Consider the following 19,551-nt stretch of genomic DNA (forward strand, 5'->3'; position numbering starts at 1 on the left):
TCGAGCGGTCGCTCACTCTCAGAAAACTGACTGACCAGATCCGAAGATCCAGTCACGTTTTGCTGTGCGAGCACTGTATAACTTGTGAAGCTAGAAGACCGAAGTCTTCCGCATCCGTTATCAAGCGCCCACACTTATCGGTTGTTTGGTTGTTAAAGAACCCGCCCTTTCGGGCCGCATCCGGCTTTGCCGTTTGCGTTGCTGCGTTTTGTTTGCAGCGGAGAAACGAGACTATAAAGAAGTTTCTGCGATTAATCAATCATTTTCGAGAAATTCTTTATTCTGGAAGGCACACTCTTTCGAATCGAGTTAATCCTTGCAAGTCTTTTCCCACCCCCGTTGCGCGGTGCCTTGCGAACGAGGGAGCGAATATTAATGGCTGGATGCCTACCTTGCAAGCGTTTTTGAAAAGAACTTGAAAGAGCCTCTTTTGTCACTTGGCCACGCCGACCCACGACCTGCGGGGGGCCCTGTCGACGAGGGCGAACACCTCATTACGCTTGCCAGCGCTGCAACTCGGACAGGATCTGTTCAGCGAGGAAGTCACAAGGCGGCCGCTTCGACTTTGCGCTGCGCGCCAGCACCAGCTCCAGCCCGGCTAGCTCGGGCAGCCCCTGGGCCTGGCCAAGGATGGTGAAACGGGCCGGAACGGCACATCGCGCGAGCGGCGCCACCGCCAGTCCCGCTTCGACCATGCTGAGCAGGCCGAGCAGGCTGGGACTTTCATAGGACATGCGATAGGCGATCCTGGCCTGCTCCAGGCTGCGGATCGCAATGTCGCGGGCGACGCTGCCCGACTGGAACACGGCAATGGGCAGCGGCCGCTCGTTCCAGATTTCGTGCGCCGCCGGCGAGGCGGCCCACACCATCGGTTCCAGCCGGATGAACTCCCCGGACAACCCCTTCACTCGCGTTGCACAGACCAGGTCGACTGATCCGTCCTTGACCATGGGCGCCAGGGCCACGCTCGGCAAGCCAATGACCTGGATCTCGACCTTGGGGTAGGTCGCCGAGAACTTCTTCAGGATCGCGGGCAGCAGGGATGAGGCATAGTCGTCCGGCATGCCGAGCACCACGCGCCCGGTCACGTCGGGGCGGACCACGGCCGCCCAGGCCTCGTCGCGCAGGGCCAGCATGCGGCGCGCGAAGCCCAGCAGTACTTCGCCTTCCAGGGTCAGCACCACGTTTCTCGGCTTGCGCACAAACAGTGGCTTGCCCAAAGCCTGTTCGAGCGCCTTGATCTGCATGCTGACCGCCGACTGCGACCGGTGCACGAGTTCCGCGGCACGGGAAATATTGCCGGTATCGGCAACCGCCACCATCATGGCCAGCACATCGAGGTCAAGCGCTTTCATTGGTATCAGAAAAACTGAAGCAACAGATCAATATTACGCGTTTTTCTTAATCATTGGCCCTCGGGCATACTGGCCAAAACGTTGACGACCTATGCCACAGCCGATCATGGACCACCCCTTGCGCGACAGCCTTGCGCGCGAACTGCATGCCCGCCCCTTCCTGCGTATCGGCGGCTCCGCCTCGCTGACGCACTTCGCCATCTATGCCGACGGCGATACCGCCGTCCACCATGCCTTGCTGGCCTCCTTGTGCCGGCTGACCGGGCTGGAAGACCCGGCCGACGGCGTGACCCACTATTCAGGACGATGGGGCGATGACAAGCAGCTGAAGTGGGAGCGGCACACCGAGTTCTCCACCTTCACGTTCGTGGCGCGGCGTGGTGACGCGGACTACTTCTCCGACCTGGCCACCTCCCATATCCCAGCCGACTGGTTCGACAGCTTCGCCGGCAAACGCCTGGTGGCGCTGCGCATGGAACTGGTCTCGGGCGAGGCCGCGGCCCATGCCCGCGACAACGTGAGGCAATGGATCGACGGCCCCATCCTGGCGGGCAGCCACGTTCTGGGCGGCGGTGAGGTGTTCTGCGACTGGACCATCCCGCCCGACGGCTTTTCGCGCTTCCTGGTCATCGACAACGGCTTCCGCGAAGTGCAAGGCGGACGGCTGCTGCAGCGGTTGTATGAAATCGAGACCTACCGGATGGTGGCGCTGCTGGCCTTGCCGGTGGCGCGTGACCTGGGCCGCAGCGTGGACAACCTGCAGCGCTCGCTCGCGCCGCTGATGCGCAGCATGGACACGAGCCAGGGCGGCCGCCACGATGCCGAGTTGCTGGAGCGGCTGACGCACCTGGCGGTCCGCATCGAGGCACTGGCGGAATCCGGCAACCGCTTCAGCGCGTCGCGCGCCTACGAGAAGCTGGTGCTGGCGCGCATCCAGGAATTGCGTGAAGAGCGCATCGAAGGCATACCGACCATCGCCGAATTCATGGAGCGCCGCTTCGCGCCTGCCATGGAGACGTGCAGGTCGGTCTGGGCGCGGCACGAGCAGTTTGCCGGCCGCGTGGCGCGCGCGCTCGACCTGCTGCGCACGCGCGTCAACCTCGCGCAGGAGCAGGACACCACGCGCCTGCTCGAAGGCATGGACCAGACCGCGCGCAGCCAGCTGCGGCTGCAGCACGCGGTCGAAGGCCTGTCGGTCGCGGCCATTTCCTACTACGTACTGTCGCTGGCGGGTACGGGGCTCAAGGCGCTGCATGCGGTGCATCTCCCACTGGACCCGGAACTGATCAAGGGCGTGTTGATCCTGCCAGTGGTGCTGCTGGTGCTGCGTGCAACCCGGCGCAGCAAGCATGCCGGGCAAAAAGCGGCAGCGCGGCAGCCGGCTGCGAATCAGGCTGCGTAGGGTCACGTCAGCGGCCGCTAGCCGGCTGCCCCGCCCTGCCCCGCGGCTGCCGCCGCTCGCCGCAGGAGACGCATCGGGCCAAGGCCCTCAATGGTCCGCATCTGCGCCGCATCCCGGACAAAAAGCGAACCGGCGAACGCCAGGGCATTGACCGATATGCCTTCCACGCACTCCCCGGATCTCGGCACCAGCAACAGCCCTGCGGACATGACCAGCAGGTTGTACGGCGCCGACTGGTGCAGCCCGCCCTCGACATCGACCGCCCGCACCCCAACCGCATCAAGCAGCGCGCGGTAGCGCTCGCACGCCGTGCGCGCCACCTCTTCGACGGGCGCCGCAAACAGATCCAGCGGCGCGAACGCATGCGCGAATGCCAGGCCGGGAACGGCGCCGATGGCGCCGGCGATCCGCGCCGACGGCAGCAAGGGGCCGATCGGCAGCGCCGGGCCACCCTCGGCGAGCGGCAACGGCACGATCTGCAGATGTTTGTGGCCCTGGCTCGCTCCCGCGACTGCCCCGCCGTTATAGAAGCCCAGGCTCGGGAATTCCGCCATGCAAGCCAGCAGCGCTTCAAAGTCAGCCACGGTCAGCAGGCATTCCTGCGGTTCGAAGCGCCGGGTGACGATGAGCAGATGATGCTCGATGACATTGAACTTGTTGAGCAAGGCCACATGGGTGTCGGAGATATCCGCAACAAACAGTTCCGGGTCATAGGGCAGGAATGGATTGCCCCCGGCACTGCTCGTCCCGCGTGCCTTGTCCTTGCGCGCCAGGCTGGACACCTGGCGGACCAGGAACCGCACGCCGCCGTCCTCAATTGCCGCCTGGGCGGTTTCGATCGGGCACAACGCCCCGCTCTGCAGGGCGTGCGCCGTCCGCTGCGTGATTGCCGGCCACAGCGTGCCGGGCTGAAGGTGTCGAGGGTGCATGATCCGCTTTCACTCCCCTTTCAGCATAGCCGTCTCACGCGCCGAAGCGGATCGGATCATACGGGCGGGCATCGACACACGGTTGCTCACCGTCCATCAGTTCGGCAAGCAGCCGGGCCGTGACGGGGCCGAGCGTGAAGCCCTGGTGGCCATGTCCAAAGTTGAACCAGAGGCCACGATGGCGCGGTGCCCTGCCGACGATCGGCCGCATGTCAGCGACACATGGCCGGGCGCCGAGCCAGGGCGTGTCTTCGACTGGCGCACCGAGGCGCACCAGCTCGCGGGCGTGGCGCTCGGCATTCTGCAGCTGGATGGGGGTCGGCGTGGCATCGTGGTGCGCGAACTCGGCCCCCGTTGTCAGGCGCAGGCCGCGCTGCATCGGCGCCAGCATATAGCCGTTCTCGACATCAAGCAGCGGCATGGACGGCATCGGCTCAGCGGCGTAGTGGCGATGGTATCCCCGCTTGACGAATAGCGGGAAACGATAGCCAAGCGGTCTGGTAAGGGTGGTTGCCCACGGCCCAAGTGCAATCACGGCCTCGGCAGCTTTGACCGGGCCATCTTCCGTCTCCACGGTCCAGCCGCCTTCCGTCTGTTTCAGCGTTGCGGCATCACCGCGGCTAAAGATTCCGCCCTCCTTGCTGAACAGCGCCGCGTAGCGGCTTACCAGCTCGCCGGGATCGACGATGGTCCAGGGATCTCGCCAGTGAATAGCGCCGGCCACCGGCCCGCAATACGCAGGCTCGGTAGCGATCAGCCCGGCCTGGTCGAGAATCCGGCAATCGAGTCCGTGCCGCTGCGCGACTTCCGTCGCAGCGCGCGCCGCCTGGTCGAACGGCGCAGCGCTGCGATACGCCTGCAGCCATCCCGATCTGCGCACAAGGTCCTGTGCGCCGGCCAGCGCGATCAGCCGCTCGTGCTCGGTCAGGCAGTGCCGGATCAGGGCACTGTATGCCGTGACGGTGGCCGCGTACCGGTCAGGCGCCGATTCACGCCAGTAGCGCGCCAGCGCGGGCAGCAGGCTGGCGAGTGCCGCGGGGTGATAGTGGACATCGTTGCCCTGGCGGGTGATGACGCGAAGGACCGCCATCCACTCGCGCGGGAAGGCGTAGGGCTGCACCGCTTCGCGCTGGATGATGCCGGCGTTGCCATAGGATGTTTCCCTGCCGGGCGCCTGCCGGTCGACCAGCACGACCGCATGGCCGCGCTGGCGCAAGGCCAGCGCCGTGCAGACGCCGACCATGCCGGCACCAAGTACCAGGATGTCTTTAGAAGCCATGGCAGATGCGGATCCTGGAGGACGGCAGGTTTGCGGTCCGGGTCATGGGGAGTCAGGCAATGGATGCTGATGCCCTGATTCTGCAATGCCGGCGCGTCCGGGCGGAATATCCATCGCAATCAATTATTGGAATCCATGGTTGCCAATCCGGCAATCATGGGTCGCCTATACGCGTGATGGCATCGGCCAGGTGCTGCACGAACGCGCGCCCCGCGGGCGGGAGGTTGCGCCGGGCCAGCGTCTGGATCTCGATATAGCGCTCGTTCATTTCCCGGTCGCGCAGCGGCACCGCGACAATGGACCCTTCCTTCAACCGCCGCCGGACCGAAAGCTCCCCATAGAAAGTGATGATACCGGCCCCCGCCGCAGCGAATCCGACCAGCGAGTCCAGGTGATTGCTCGAAAAAACGGTCTGGTAGCTGAGCCCCTGGCGGCTGCAACTGGTGTCCAGCAACTGCCGCAGTGAGCTGTCCTTGGGCGGCAGCGCGAGCGGATAGCCGATGACCTGCGACAGCGAGATCTGGCGCTGGCCCGCCAGCGGATGGTCCGGCGCCATGACCGCGAGCACCGGCGCCGGGTGGCGCAGTTCCACCTCGATATCGAGTTCGGGGAGGCCGCTCAGCGTGACGCCGATATCCGCCTCGCCGTCGCGAATGCGCCTGGCAATGTCACCTTGCGGGCACACGTCCAGGTCGAAGCGGATGCCACCGTAAATCTCCCGGAAACTGGCGGCCAGAGCCGGAAGGAAATCGTGCGCGATGCCCTCGACGCTTGCCAGGTGAACCTGCCCCACGCGCAAGCCACGCAGCGCCTGGATGTCGCCCGTGACGCGATCGATCTCTTGCTGGGCGCGCTTGGCGTGCGCCGCCAGCATCTCCCCCGCCGCATTGGGTACCAGGCCGCGCGCGCGCCGGTCGAACAGCAGTGTGTCCAGCTCGCTCTCCAGCTTGGCGATCTGCCGGCTGACCGCCGATGGCGCCACGTTCAGCTTGAGGGCGGCGTCCTTGACCGAGCCGGTGCGTACGACCTCAAGGAAGTAGCGGACGGCGGTTTCCTGCAGGATGCGATACGACATGGTCGGGGCGAAAGCGAAGCAAAGGTCAGATTCATTTTATGGATTGCCTTTTCGGCAATCAAGCTTTCGAAACATTGCGACGATGTCACGCCGGATTGATCGTACGATGAGATCACGCGGTGCCCCCACCCTACTGCGCTGCGCGATACCTACCCTGCCGGAGCATCAACATGCGATCCCCCGCCCACCGCACCTTGTTCCTCCTCACGGCCTGCAGCGTGGCTGCCGGAACCGCGCTGGCGCCCGCCCCTGCCACTGCGCAGGGTGGCTATCCATCCAAGCCGATCCAGCTGGTCCTGCCGTTTCCGCCAGGCGGTGCCACAGACATCGTCGGCCGCACCATCGCCCGCAAACTCGGCGAGCGTCTTGGCCAGACCGTGGTGGTTGAGAACCGGCCCGGGGCCGGCACCATTGTCGCGGCGAGCTACGTGGCCAAAGCGGCACCGGACGGCTACACGCTGATGGCCACGTCCGGCACCACGTTCACGGTCAATCCGGCGGTCTACGCAAAGCTGCCCTACGACCCTCAGAAGAACTTCGAGCCCATCGGCATGATCGGGTCGACCGGCTTGATCCTTTTGGCAAACCGCGACGTGCCGGTGAACAACCTCAAGGAGTTCGTCGCCGCGGTCAAGGCAGACCCGGGCAAGTATTCCTACGGCTCGTTCGGCGCCGGCACCACTGCCCACTTTGCCGGCGAAGAGCTGCTGAACCTCACCGGCACCAAACTGCTGCATGTGCCCTATAAGGGCAGCGCGCCGGCGATGACCGACCTGATGGGTGGCCAGATCCCCTTCAGCGTGGATACGGTGGCTGCGGCCATTCCACAGCTCAAGTCTGGCAAGATCAAGGCCATTGCGGTCACTACGGCGAAGCGCTCGTCGCTGCTGCCGAATGTGCCGACCGTCGCCGAAAGCGGCTATCCGGGCATGGACACCAGTACCTGGATCGCGCTGGTCGCGCCTCGCGGCCTGCCAGCGGAGGTCCGGGCCAGGCTGGAAAAGGCACTGGCAGACACCATTGCCGATCCGGCAACGCGCAGCCAGCTGGCGGAGAACGGCATCGAGCCCTTCTACGCGCCCGGCAAGCAGGTCGCGGCCATGATCGACAAGGAAATCCCGCAGATGCGTGCCATCGCGCAACGCGCCCAAATCAAGCTTGACTGACAGCAAGGCCCCGGAGACACCTGTTCCATGACCACGCAAGACAGACTGACCTCGGCCTCGGCGGTCGAACTCCGACGACTGATCGGCACCAGGGAAATCTCGCCGGTAGAACTGCTGGAGGCGTGCATCGCGCGCATCGAGACCTATAACCCGCTGATCAATGCCATCACGGCAACCTGCTTCGAGCGCGCCCGCAAGGAAGCGCGCGCCGCCGAACAGGCCATGCTGCGGGGCGAACCACTCGGCCTGCTGCACGGGCTGCCGCTAGGGGTCAAGGACCTGGAGGCCACCGAGGGCCTGCTGACCACCTATGGCTCGCCGCTGTTCCGCAACCACGTGCCGACCGACGACAACGTGCTGGTGAAACGGCTGCGGGCGGCCGGTGCCATCGTGGTGGGCAAGACCAATATTCCCGAAATGGGCGCCGGCGCGAACTCGCGCAACGCGGTCTGGGGCGCGACCGGCAATCCTTTCAACCCGAACCTCAATGCGGGCGGGTCCTCCGGCGGCTCGGCCGCGGCGCTGGCCGCGGACTTCCTGCCGGTCTGCACCGGGTCGGACACCGGTGGCTCGCTGCGCATTCCCGCGGCCAAGTGCGGCGTGGTCGGATTCCGGCCCTCGCCGGGCATCGTCCCCAACTCGCGCAAACTGCTGGGCTGGACGCCGATCTCGGTGGTCGGGCCGATGGGACGCACCGTTGCCGATACCTGCCTGCAGCTGGCGGCTTCGGCCGGGGTGTCGGTGACCGATCCCTTGAGCTACGCGGTGGACGCCGCAGCGTATCTGTCGCCGGCACCGGTGGACCTGTCGAGCTTGCGGGTCGGCTGGACCGAAGACTTCGGCAGCTGCGCGGTCGACGACGGTGTCCGCCGCGTGTTCCGCGCCAGGATCGCAGAAATGCGCCACCTGTTCCGGCAATGCGATGAGGTCCGCTTCGAGCTTGGCGACGTGCACCGCTGCTTCGATATCCTGCGCGCCGAAAGCTTTGTCGCCGGCTTGCATGACGCCTACCAGCGCGACCCCGCCAGTCTCGGCCCCAATACCCGCGCCAACTACGAGCTCGGCGCGAAGATGTCACTGGCCGACAGCGCGTGGGCGCAGGCCGAGCAGAACCGTATCCTGCAGCGCTTCCAGCGGGCCTACCAGGAATACGACTTGATCCTGTCGCCAACCACGCCGGTGTCGCCCTTCGCATGGACCAGGCTGTTCGCGGACACCATCAATGGCGAAAAACAGGAAAATTATTACCGCTGGCTGGCCTTGACCTATGTCGTGACACTGACCACGCACCCTGCCATTTCCCTGCCGTGCGGCACGGACGAGGCCGGCATGCCGTTCGGGCTGCAGGTGACCGGCCGCTTCCGGGGCGACCTGGAGACGCTGGGTGCGGCCCAGGCGATGGAAGCTGCGTTTGCCATGCTGCCAGCGTTGCGCCGCCCCGTGCCCGACCTCGCCGCCCTCAGGCCCGCCAACCCGTCGCTGCGCTCGATTGTCACCGCGCCGCCGGCCTCTGGCACGGCGCAGCAATCGGGCGGCGTTTCTGCGGTATAGGCAAAGGGGCTGAAGACACAGGAATGCGAGCGTCGCGGCCCCCGCGTCAATCTTGCTCGCGCAAGAGCATCGCCACGTTACGCTCCGCGAGCGCCGCGATGGTGCGCGAAGGGTTCAGGCCGAGCGGCCGCGGGACGATCGCACCGTCCATGACATAGAGTCCCTTGTAGCCAAATACCCGGCCCCATGCATCGACGACACCGTCCGCGGCGGAGGTTCCCATGTTGCAGCCTCCCAGCGGGTGCGGTGTGATCAGGTTGTGCCACCGCCGCCAGGTGAGCGGTACCCACGGATCCCCGCCGGTCGCTTCCGAGAGCTGCGTATGCGCTGCAATCATGGCCTCGATGACGGCCACCGATGCCTGATACGACCAGTCGAGCCGCAGCACCCGACGCCACGGTGCGTACCACCTGCGGCCCAGCCTCAGCTGGCCATCGCCAGGGTCCACGCCTTGCCCGAACCAGGGCATCATCCGCTCGACCGGATCGCCGTCGTCAAACAGTCCTCCGACGTCCTTCCACACCGCGCGCAGCTTGCGGGAACGCGTTCTCTTCATATGACGTCGAATAAAGTTGCCTGCGAGGTTCGGGATGCCGCCGTCCTCGACGAAGAGCGCCTGTCCGTTCGGACCGCCGTGGTCCAGCAGGTCGATCGCGGCGGAGATGGTCACGCCATGAGAAGGAGAGATCGTCCTGTTGCCATAGAAGGCTGGCGTCACGAAGTCGCCATTGTGGGCCCAGCCAAATCCCAACCTGGGTGAAAGACCGGGCAGCGTGCGATGCTCATCCCGACAGCGCAGCAGTAGCTCGGTGCTGCCGATGGAGCCGGCGGCCAGTATCACCCTGGCGGCCGTGACTGTGCCAGGGCTCGTCGTTTCGTTTTCCGGGTCGATCTTCCTGAAGCAGACCCGCCAGCCCTGCTGCAGCGGCTCGATCCTGTCTACCAGGTGCAACGGAAGAATCTCGGCGCCATTGTCTTCAGCCACCGCCAGGTAATTCAGGTCCAGCGTATTCCTGGCCGATACCTGGCACCCCACGTCGCAGTTGCCGCAATGGACACAAGTGCCCTGCCATCTGCCGTGCTGGTTCAGGAATCTCTCCGAATGACGGTCATCGCGGGCGTCTTGCCGTGTGGGGTCCCAATGCTCGGAAAATGTCACCGCCAGCGGCAATTTACGGAAACGCCCGCCCCATCCGCAGGCTTCCGCCCCCTCGCGCAACAGCCGGGTCCGCTCGCTCAACTGGTTATCCGGCACTTCGCTCACTGCGAGCATGCGCCCGACCTCCTCGTAGTGGGCCTGCAGGTCGGCATAGGTAACCTCTTTCGGCCAGCCCTGCTCAAAGGCTTCCGGCCTGGCTTCCACGGAAACGTTGGCGTAGATCAGCGAGCCGCCGCCGACTCCGGCCCCGGCGATGACCCATACGTCAGAGAATGTCCGGATATCGGCCCAGCCATTGAAGCGATTGGCGCGCTCCTGGTTCCACAGCCAGGGATCACTCTCGTCGCGCGGGTAAGTCGCGGGGCTCCAGCGCCGGCCGCGCTCCAGCACCAGCACTTTGCGGCCGGCCTGCGCGAGCCGGCACGCCGAGACCGCACCACCGAAGCCGCTGCCGATGACGACGACATCGTAGGCCAGCGCATGGCTCATCATGACGCTCCCTGTCGTTGGATGATGATTGGCTTCTCCTCAATCATCCGCACCGCCTCCGGCGGCGATACCTGGCCGTCTGCCGGCACGAAGCGGGGGCCGGCCGCGCCGGGCTGGGCGCGCACGCGCCAGGTGCTGTTGACCTTCGCCAGGCGCGCGACGCCCTCGCCCAGCTGCCAATGGCGGCAAACCTTCTCCAGCTTGAGCGGGTAGATTGTCAATTGCCCACCCTCGAACCGCATTCGCAGGAAGCACTTGTAATCGGCGATGCGCTGGGAGGAGAACACCTCCTCGGGGTGCAGACGCCACAGGGCATTGCCCAACACCATCCAGACGCCAAACAGCAGGCCGCCGAGGGCGCCGCCCAGCAGCATGGCCTCGACCACGAACAGCAAGATGGGGGGCGCATTGTCCGCGCCAAAGACCTGGAAGTTGAGGCGCACGATGAGCCATAGCAGCGCGACTGCCAGTCCCAGGTGCAGCAGCCCGTGCAACGCGCCGACAACGCACGCCAGCCGGACGCCGCGCCTGATATCCCTGGTCGACAGCGCAGCACAGCTAAAGACAATGGCCGCTGCGAACACCACCGACGCGGGACTGTGCGCCATGACCCGGAACAGTTGGTGAAACACCTCGCCGATATTCCCGAATGTCACTTCGAGGTCGGCCAGTCTGTCCACGAAGCTGCGTTGATCGCGCCCGGGAATAGAACCCAGGCTCGCGCTTTGAATGATCCAATCGAACAACAAGTACAGGATCGCCACCAGCGCACAGAACGAAAGGTTGCGCGCAGGCAGTTGCCACGCACGATTGCGCAATTGCCGGGCGGTCGCCTTTTCCGGATACGCTGACTTCAGCTCGTAGCACTGTTTGGCCGGGCCCACGACGATAGGCCTCGGTGGATCTGGCAGCAGATGCGTGCCGTGAAGAAATGCGCCGCCGCCTCCGCAGGTGATGCGATGCGGCCCCGCCGTGCCCTCTCGCGGCACGTAATGCGCGTAGTGGTGCGAGTTGCCGGCCAGCACCAGCGCGAGCCGATCGCCCAGCATCCCCTCGATCTCGCTCAGGCTTCGAAAGCGCGGCGTCTTGGCCTCGATCGAAGGCACGGCCCGCCGCTCGCCGCGGCGCACGCGCTCCATCTCGTCAATCCAGCTCGCCTCGGGCGCGCACAATACGACGCGGTCACCGGGCTGCAGCGACGTGCACAGCTTCTGGAAGTACTCGCGCTGCGGTCGGTCGATTTCCGACTCAAGTTGCAGGTCCAGGCCCCAGATCCACCAGCCGCCGGGCAACTGCAAGGCATAGTAGCCGGTGCGCTGGCGTGTCTCCCAGCCGCCCACGGGCTTGCCGCTGCAGAACAAGCGGGCGAAGCCACGCAAGCCATCGTACCAGTCGTGATTGCCAGGCGTGGCGACCATCCACGGCGCATCCGGCAACTTGATCGGCTGGTCGCTGTATACGGGGTGCACGGCCTCGATTGGCGCAGGGAACGCCGCCCGGAAAGGATCGACGAAGCGCGTCCGATAGCCATCATGAGCAGGCGTCGGATACACCTGGTCGCCGCCCAGCAACAGCACCTTTGCCCGCGGCAGCGTCACGCCTTGCTCGCGCAGCGTCACCTCGTGACTGACGCACAACGCCATGGAGTATGTCGAGTCCCAACCGTCGCCCGTGTCGGCCAGATAGTCGACCCAGACACCGCCGTGCTCGTCAGCGGGCACCGGGAGCGGTGGATTCGGATTCAGTGTGGTGAGTGCCGCCTGCACCATGCGCTGGTCGGCAAAGGCGCCGATTGCCATCGCCACGGCAACGCGCATGGCGGTGAACGGCAGCTGTAGCGGGCTCAGCCAGTTCACCATGGTTCTTTGGGTGTAGAGTTCCACGCGCCCGGTCGCAGCAGACGCGGAAGCGATCGTCGCGGAGCCGGCAGCATCGGTCGCAGCTTGCGAACCACCCGGATACAGCGACTCTGGTGCTGACCCAGAATGTTTCATCGCCTTCCCCCTAAGACTTCCAGCTCGTCTGCAAGGATCGGGGCACTCGCGCATGTTGGCGCGATGCCAGCCGTTTCCAATGCCCCCCCTACGCCCTCACCCTCTCAACATCCCCACCGCTTCCGCAATCGCCCGCCTGATCCGCGTGTACGTGCCGCACCGGCAGATCACGCAGCTCATCTGGTCGGCGATCTCCGTCTCCTTCGGATTCCGTGTGCGCTTGAGCAGCGCGCTCGCCGCCATCAGTTGCGCGCTCTGGCAGTAGCCACACTGCACCACCTCGTGCTTCAGCCAGGCCGCCCGCAGGGCGCTCACCTCGGGGCCGTCGAGTCCTTCGATGGTGACGATCTTCTTCCCTTCCATCTCGCTCGCCTGGTGCTGGCACGACAGCAGCATCTTGCCGTTGACATGCACCGCGCAGGCGCCGCACACCCCCACGCCGCAGCCGAACTTGGTGCCCGTCAGCTTGAGCTCGCAGCGCAGCACCCACAACAGCGGCGTGCAGCTGTCAGAGCGGATTTCGACGCTCTTACCGTTGACACTGATCTGATTGTCTGACATCGCAGGCTCCGACAGGCGGCAGGGTCTTCAGCAACGGCAGGTCGCGCAAGCGCTCGCCGGTCGCATGGAACAAGGCGTTCGCCACCGCCGGCGCGATCGGCGGCGTGGTGGACTCGCCCACGCCCTGTGGCGGGCGCATGGAAGGCATCACGTGTACCTGGATGTCCGGGCAGTCTCGCAGGCGCATGGCCGGAAAGGCGGTGTAGTAGTCCTCCTTCACCTTGCCTCGCTCCACCGTGATCTTCTGCCACAGCGCCGCCGACAGCCCGAACACGATGCCGCCCTCGACCTGCTGCTCGATCAGGGTCGGGTTGACCGGCATGCCGCAATCGATGGCGCAGAAAACGCGATCCACGCGGACCTGCCCCGCGTTGTCCACCGACACCTCGGCGACCTGCGCCACCACGCTGCCGAACGACTCGTGCAGGGCCACGCCGCGCCCCACCTTCACCACGCCAGGCTTCTTGCGCAAGGGCTGGCCCCAGCCCGACATCTTTCTTGCCTGCTCCAGCACCGCGCGCTGGCGATCATCCCTGAGCAGGCTCATGCGGTAGTCGAGCGGGTCCAGCCCGACCGCCACCGCCAGCTCATCGACGAAGCTCTCCATGAAGAAGGCGTGGTGCGAGTGCCCCACCGAGCGCCAGTAGCCCACGGGGATGGCGAGGTCCACGGTCTGGTGGCCGACCCACACGTCCGGCCAGTCATAAGCCTGGTCGAAGGCGCCTTCCACCGTGGACTTGTCCAGCCGCGACACGAAGATGTCGGGCAGGCCGAAGTTGCGCTTGGCGACGCCCTCGAGCACTGACTGGCTGGCCGAGATATTGCGCACGGCGATGACCTTGCGGCTACTGTCGAGCCAGGCCTCGAAGCGCGACATGCTGGCCGGACGGTAGAAGTCATGCCGCATGTCCTCGGGGCGCGACCAGATCGTCTGCACCGGCACGCCCTTGCGCTTCGCGGCAATGGCGGCCGCCTGGCAGATGAAATCGACTTCGAGCCGGCGCCCGAAGGCACCGCCGATGGATTGCTGGCGCAGTTCGACCTGGTCCGTGTCCAGCCTGAGCGTCTTCGCCACGCAGCGACGAGCCAGCCCGGGCATCTGCGTGGCAGCCCACACTATGGCGCGGTCCTCCTGGACCAGTACCGTGCAGTTGACCGGCTCCAGCGCGGCGTGAGCGAGATAAGGCGCCGAGTACAAGACCTGGATGGCGGGCTTGCCCTGCTTCATGACGCGCCCGTTGCCATGCTCGTACCAGACGCGCGGGTCGGAGGCGTCAAGCGCCTTCACCAGCGTGTCGCGGATACCGTCGCTCGACAGGGTCCGCGCCTCCCCCTCGTCCCACTTGCACTGGACCTTTTCCGCGGCCTGCATGGCGATCCACGCATCGCTGGCGATCACCGCCACGCCGCCGCTGCCGCCCTGGAGCGGAGGCAGCGCGACCAGGTCGAGCACGCCGGGCAACTTCTTTACGTCGTCGGGCGGGGATCCCTGCAGCGTGCCGCCCAGCGTCGGACACATCTGCACGCTGGCGTAGACCATCGCGTCCGCCACCACGTCGATACCGAAACTGGCTGTGCCGTGGAGCTTGGCAGGGGCATCAAGGCGCGCCGCGCGGGTGCCGATGAGCCTGTAGCTGGCCGGGTCCTTCAGTTCGACCCTGCGTGGCAAAGGCTCACGCGCGGCTGCCGCGGCCAGTTCGCCGAAGGTGGCACTGCGCCCCGACGGATGCACCACCTTGCCTGCCTGCGCGCGGCACGCTTCGGCCTTGACGTCCCACTGCTTCGCCGCTGCCGCGCACAGCATCATGCGCGCGGCGGCGCCGGCCTCGCGCATCGGATTCCACAGGTCCCTGATGCTGGTGGAGCCGCCGGTGAACATCAGGCCCACCTCGCGCACGCCCTTGCGCGTGAACCATTCGGCGGCGCGCCTGGGCCACCCCTTATCGTCCGGCCGGAACGGCAGGTTGGCGACCACGCCCTCGATGTTGTTGTACAGGTTGTCGACGGGCGACGGCTCGACGCGGATCTGCGACCAGTCAGCCTCCATCTCCTCGGCCAGCAGCATCGCCGCGCCGGTATGCACGCCCTGCCCCATCTCGGCCTTGTTCATGACAACCGTGACGGTGTTGTCGGACGCCACCTTGACCCAGCCGTTCAGCGCGAATTGCCCGTCGCGCGCTGCCAGCGGCTCGCCGCCCGCCAGGCGCTGGCGCGGCGGCAGCCAGGCCCAGCCGATCACCAGCGCACCGGCAGCGCCCGCGCCGCCGAGCAGGAAGGCTCTGCGCGTCAACATGGCAAGACTGGCGGATCGATCATCATAGGAAGGCCCCGTGCCGCCGATGGCATGGCCTATATTAGGTCGGGAAGTGCGGCAGCGCGAATGCGAACACGTGGTTGGCGCTATCGCGCAACACCTGGCATGGCCATGCGCCCTGATGCCCCCCTGCAGGCGCAGGGCGAGTTGGTCCGTGACGGGTGCCCGAGTTCGGGCAGATCCTTGCGTTGACACGCCACTCCATCCATCGATCGACTTTCCCAGTCAAATCAGCCGCTTAGCGGAGATGCACCGGATTCTTTCGCGAATCCTGGCCAACCCCATCTGGCCATCGCAGGCAATCTGCCTCGGGATGCCGCCCGGTTCTTCCGTTACAGATGGAACGCGTTCGGACGTAGAATCGCTGCCGCCGGCTTGCGGCAAGGGGCATGAGTCGCTTGCAAAGGCATGCCGATTCGACAGCAGCACACCCAAGTGCAACACAGGCACCCGCATGAATGCCGATTTAACGTTCTCCCTGGATATCAGAACCAGCTATTTCTTTGCCTTCGCTTCCCATGGGCTGCTGGCCTGCATCCTGGCAAGCTTCTGGCGGGCTGGCCGGACCGACAAGGGGCTTGGCTGGTGGATCTTCGATGGTTTGCAGCTTTCCATCGCATCGCTGCTGCTGCTCTCATGGGGCACACTGCCGCCGTGGCTCATCCTGGCGGGATCCAATTTGCTGATTTTCTGCAATGTCCCCACGATAGAAACCGGCTTGCGGGTGTTTCGGCGCGAATCGATCTGGCCCGGGCTGGCCTTGCGTTGGGTCATCTCCGGGCTGATCTTCCTGGCCTGGATCGTCACCTGGACTGACGGATGGACCTACGCCCAGCGCGTCATCGGGTTCTCTGCCGCATTCCTGATACAGCTGACACTCTTCCTGGCCTATGTGCTGGGCTTGCGCGGCCCCGGACTTCGCATGGTTCAGGGACTGCTGCTGTTCGCCATCCTCCTGGTCGGTGCCGCGCTGTTCGGCCGCATGGTCTATGTGCTGCGCCATATGGATACGGTGATCTCCTGGCAACAGGATACGTGGCTCCCCCTGCAAACGTTCACCGCGGTGTTCTCCGCCTTCCTGCGTACCTGCGGCGTGCTCTCTCTGATCCAGAGTCGCAACGAACAGCGCCTGCGTGCGGCCAATCAGGACATTGAACGGCGCGCGAATTTCGACCTGCAAACGGGCGTCATGTCGCGATCGTTCTTCGAGATCCAGGCCCCCAAGGCCGTCGCGGAGGCAGCCAGCGCGAACAGAGCGATGACTTTCCTGCTATTGGACGTGGACAACTTCAAGGCGATCAATGACACGTTCGGTCACCTCCAGGGCGACAACGTGCTGGCAAGCATCGGCCAGGTCCTGCGGCACAACACACGCGGGAGCGATCTGGTCGGGCGCCTTGGCGGGGATGAGTTTGCGATCGTGCTGCGCAATGTGGAGGGCAGCGACGCCATTGAACTGGCCGAGCGAATCCGCATCCAGGCTGAATCGATAAGGATGCCTGACGGCAGTGCTGTCTCGCTGAGTATCGGCCTTTGCGGAGTGCCGCCGGCACGGGATTTCGAAACGGCGTATCGCTTTGCGGATGGGGCACTCTATGCGGCCAAGCAGACGGGGCGTGGCCGCGTGGTATTGCACGATGTATCGCATGAGGCAGCAATGCCTCTTGTCGTCGCGTAGCGAAACCTTCCCGCGCAGGGCGTTCCACGGCGAGCCCTTGTTCATGCCGGGTCGTGCCAGCCGCCGCCCAGGGCCTTGTACAGGTTGACTTCGCTGGTCAGCTGCTCGAGCCGTGCCTGGATCAGCAGTTGCTGCGCGTTGTAGAGCGAGCGCTGCGCGTCCAGCACGGCAAGGTAGCTGTCGACACCCGTGCGATAGCGCCGGTCGGCCAGGCCATAGGCGTCCTGGGCGGCTTCCACGAAGCGGACCTGGGCCTGGAGCTGGCTGGTGTAGGTGCCGCGCGCCGCCAGCCCATCGGCGACCTCGCGGAAGGCGGTCTGCACTGTACGCTCGTACTGGGCGACGTTGACGTCCTTCTGGATGGTGGCGAAGTCCAGGCTGGCCCGCAGGCTGCCGGCGGTAAACAGCGGCAGGTTGATCTGCGGCTGGAACAGCCACGTGCCGGAGCCTGCCGCGAACAGGCCGGAAAGCTGCCTGCTGGCGGTGCCCGCCGATGCAGTCAGGCTGATACTGGGGAAGAACGCCGCACGCGCGGCGCCGATATCGGCATTGGCGGAGCGCAGCCGGTGCTCGGCCGCGAGCACGTCGGGACGGTTCTGCAGCAGGTCTGAGGGCAGTCCGGCCGGCACATCGGCAAACAGCTTCTGCTCCAGCGGCAGGCCTTCCGGCAGGTCCGCGGGCAGGGAGGTGCCGAGCAGCAGCACCAGTGCATTCTGGTCCTGTGCTACCAGCCGGGTATAACGCGCAAGACTCGCGCGGGCGGTTTCCACGACAGTCTGCGCCTGGCGCAGGTCCAGCCGGGAAGCGATCCCTTCCTCGTAGCTGCGCCGGGTCAGGCCATAGCTGCGCTCGTAATTGGCCAGCGTTTCACGGGTGACCTGCAGCAGGGCTTCATCGGCGCGCTGGGTCAGGTAGGCGCTGGCAACGCTCGCCACCAAAGAGATCTGGGCGCTGCGGCGCGCCTCGTCGCTGGCGAAATACTGTTCGAGCGCGGATTCGCTGAGACTGCGCAGGCGGCCGAACAGGTCGATCTCCCACGCCGTGGTGCCCACCGACACGCCATACTGGCTGCCGATCGTCCGCTGTCCGGTGGGGGACAGGTCGGCGGGAATGCGCTGGCGCGTGCCCTGTGCGGCCACGCCGACGGCGGGAAACAGGTCGGCCCGCTGGATGCGGTACTGTGCGCCGAACGCCTCCACGTTGAGGGCGGCCACGCGCAGGTCACGGTTGTTCTGCAGCGCCAGTTCGATGAGACGGCGCAGGCGCGCATCGGCGAAGAATTCGCGCCAGCCCAGCTCAACCGCGGGCACCTGGCCGGCTTCGGCGGCGGCATCGGCTGGCAGGTAGGCCGGGCCCTGCGGGTAGGCCGCCTCCACCGGCGAGGCCGGCCGCTCATACCTGGGGATCAGGCTGCAGCCGGCCAGCATGGCCATCGCGACAGCGCAGAGCAAGGTCTGCTTCATCAGACTTACTCCAAGAAACCTCGCCCTTAAGGGCGGGGAGTGAAAGAGTGCCGCCGGCAGCAAGCAACCCCAATAGAATGACCGGCATGCTTCTCGTCTATCGCTACCGGGTGAAGTCGCTGAACGGCCTGCTCAATCAGCAGAGCCGCGCGGTGAACTACGTCTGGAACTTCTGCAATGACACGCAGAAGCACGCGCTCAAATGGGGCAAGAAATGGCCCACGGGTTTCGATCTGAACGTGCTGACGACCGGCAGCAGCAAGGAACTGCGCATCCATTCCGGCACCATCAACGCGGTTTGCGAACAGTACGCCAAGTCGCGTAGCCAGCACCGCCGGCCGTACCTGCGCTATCGCGGCCGCAAGTCCCTCGGCTGGGTGCCGCTCAAGGGCCGGGATCTCAAGCGCTCGGGCGACGCCTTCCGCTTTGCCGGCAACACCTTTCGCGTGTTCAACTCCAGGCCCCTTCCCGAAGGCAAGATCAAGGACGGCACCAATTTCTCGCGCGACGCCCGGGGCAACTGGTTCCTGAACATCGTGATTGAAGTCGCCGAAACCCAAGCCCGGTCCCCGGCACGCGGCGTCGGCCTCGATCTTGGTCTGAAGGACCTTGCCACGCTTTCCACTGGCGAGAAAATCGTGAATCCGCGTCACCTTTGCCAACTCGAGCAAGCCCTTGCCAAAGCGCAGCGTGCGCGCAAGCGGCGACAGGTGACGAACCTTCACGCCCGCATCACCAACGGGCGGCGTGACTTCCTGCACAAGCTCTCGCATCGCATCGTGCGCGATTTTGACTACATCGCGGTGGGAAATGTGAACGCCGCCGGCCTCGCCAGGACCAGCATGGCGAAGTCCGTCCTCGATGCGGGCTGGTCGTCCTTCCGCACAATGCTCGCGTACAAGGCGATTGCGCATGGCGCGTGGTATGAGGAAGTCGACGAACGTTTCACTACCCAGGTCTGCTCTTCGTGCGACGCGATGCCGCCGGAGAGGCCGAAAGGTATCGCAGACCTTGGAATAAGGCAGTGGGTATGCAGTGAATGCGGTGCTGTACATGATCGCGATGTGAACGCTGCGCTAAATATCCTTGCCCGATCGGGACATCGATCGCCTGCAGAGGGAATCCCTTCTCTTTAG

14 protein-coding genes are annotated in these 19,551 nt (G+C 65.4%); 5 read left to right on the plus strand and 9 right to left on the minus strand.

The genetic code is table 11. The features are described from left to right. Positions 1-494: 494 nt before the first annotated feature. Positions 495-1,355: a LysR substrate-binding domain-containing protein gene (locus tag ACW4E8_RS04505; protein WP_456803412.1), complete on the minus strand. Its 861-nt coding sequence runs from the start codon at positions 1,353-1,355 to the stop codon at positions 495-497. 106 nt (positions 1,356-1,461) lie between these two features. On the opposite strand from ACW4E8_RS04505, the gene ACW4E8_RS04510 reads away from it, so the two are divergent. Continuing rightward, entirely contained in the window at positions 1,462-2,757 is a 1,296-nt protein-coding gene (locus ACW4E8_RS04510) for a DUF3422 family protein (RefSeq protein WP_456803413.1), read from the plus strand. 17 nt (positions 2,758-2,774) lie between these two features. Here ACW4E8_RS04510 and ACW4E8_RS04515 read toward each other — a convergent pair whose 3' ends face one another. The 3 genes from ACW4E8_RS04515 to ACW4E8_RS04525 form a co-directional block, all read right to left on the minus strand. Next, entirely contained in the window at positions 2,775-3,686 is a 912-nt protein-coding gene (locus ACW4E8_RS04515) for an ATP adenylyltransferase family protein (RefSeq protein WP_456803414.1), read from the minus strand. 34 nt (positions 3,687-3,720) lie between these two features. Continuing rightward, positions 3,721-4,965, minus strand: a complete 1,245-nt coding sequence (locus tag ACW4E8_RS04520) for an NAD(P)/FAD-dependent oxidoreductase (protein ID WP_456803415.1) — start codon at positions 4,963-4,965, stop codon at positions 3,721-3,723. Positions 4,966-5,119: 154 nt separating this feature from the next. After that, positions 5,120-6,040: a LysR substrate-binding domain-containing protein gene (locus ACW4E8_RS04525; protein ID WP_316149488.1), complete on the minus strand. Its 921-nt coding sequence runs from the start codon at positions 6,038-6,040 to the stop codon at positions 5,120-5,122. 170 nt (positions 6,041-6,210) lie between these two features. Between ACW4E8_RS04525 and ACW4E8_RS04530 the strand changes: the two genes are divergently transcribed. Together ACW4E8_RS04530 and ACW4E8_RS04535 are read left to right on the plus strand one after the other, a co-directional pair. Then, positions 6,211-7,206 (plus strand): Bug family tripartite tricarboxylate transporter substrate binding protein, encoded by a 996-nt coding sequence (locus tag ACW4E8_RS04530; RefSeq protein WP_456803416.1) that lies wholly within the window; start codon positions 6,211-6,213, stop codon positions 7,204-7,206. Positions 7,207-7,233: 27 nt separating this feature from the next. After that, the gene (locus ACW4E8_RS04535; RefSeq protein WP_456803417.1) at positions 7,234-8,757 is read left to right on the plus strand and encodes an amidase; all 1,524 of its coding nucleotides are present in this window, start codon (positions 7,234-7,236) and stop codon (positions 8,755-8,757) included. Positions 8,758-8,803: 46 nt separating this feature from the next. On the opposite strand, the gene ACW4E8_RS04540 is transcribed toward ACW4E8_RS04535, so the two are convergent. From ACW4E8_RS04540 to ACW4E8_RS04555, 4 genes are all read right to left on the minus strand, one after another. Next, entirely contained in the window at positions 8,804-10,408 is a 1,605-nt protein-coding gene (locus ACW4E8_RS04540) for a GMC oxidoreductase (RefSeq protein WP_456803418.1), read from the minus strand. Next, positions 10,405-12,288, minus strand: a complete 1,884-nt coding sequence (locus ACW4E8_RS04545; protein WP_456803419.1) for a preprotein translocase subunit YajC — start codon at positions 12,286-12,288, stop codon at positions 10,405-10,407. The genes ACW4E8_RS04540 and ACW4E8_RS04545 overlap by 4 nt, the downstream gene beginning before the upstream one ends. 207 nt (positions 12,289-12,495) lie before the next feature. Continuing rightward, entirely contained in the window at positions 12,496-12,960 is a 465-nt protein-coding gene (locus tag ACW4E8_RS04550) for a (2Fe-2S)-binding protein (RefSeq protein ID WP_456803420.1), read from the minus strand. Next, positions 12,929-15,253, minus strand: a complete 2,325-nt coding sequence (locus ACW4E8_RS04555) for a molybdopterin cofactor-binding domain-containing protein (RefSeq protein WP_456803421.1) — start codon at positions 15,251-15,253, stop codon at positions 12,929-12,931. The genes ACW4E8_RS04550 and ACW4E8_RS04555 overlap by 32 nt, the downstream gene beginning before the upstream one ends. Before the next feature lie 475 nt (positions 15,254-15,728). Here ACW4E8_RS04555 and ACW4E8_RS04560 point away from each other — a divergent pair, with 475 nt between their 5' ends. Next, on the plus strand, positions 15,729-16,952 hold the full coding sequence (locus ACW4E8_RS04560) for a GGDEF domain-containing protein (protein WP_456803422.1): 1,224 nt from the start codon (positions 15,729-15,731) through the stop codon (positions 16,950-16,952). 41 nt (positions 16,953-16,993) lie between these two features. On the opposite strand, the gene ACW4E8_RS04565 is transcribed toward ACW4E8_RS04560, so the two are convergent. Continuing rightward, positions 16,994-18,415, minus strand: a complete 1,422-nt coding sequence (locus ACW4E8_RS04565; protein ID WP_456803423.1) for an AdeC/AdeK/OprM family multidrug efflux complex outer membrane factor — start codon at positions 18,413-18,415, stop codon at positions 16,994-16,996. A gap of 86 nt (positions 18,416-18,501) precedes the next feature. Between ACW4E8_RS04565 and ACW4E8_RS04570 the strand changes: the two genes are divergently transcribed. Next, entirely contained in the window at positions 18,502-19,551 is a 1,050-nt protein-coding gene (locus ACW4E8_RS04570; protein WP_456803775.1) for an RNA-guided endonuclease InsQ/TnpB family protein, read from the plus strand.

It is taken from the genome of Cupriavidus sp. CP313 (assembly GCF_054072015.1).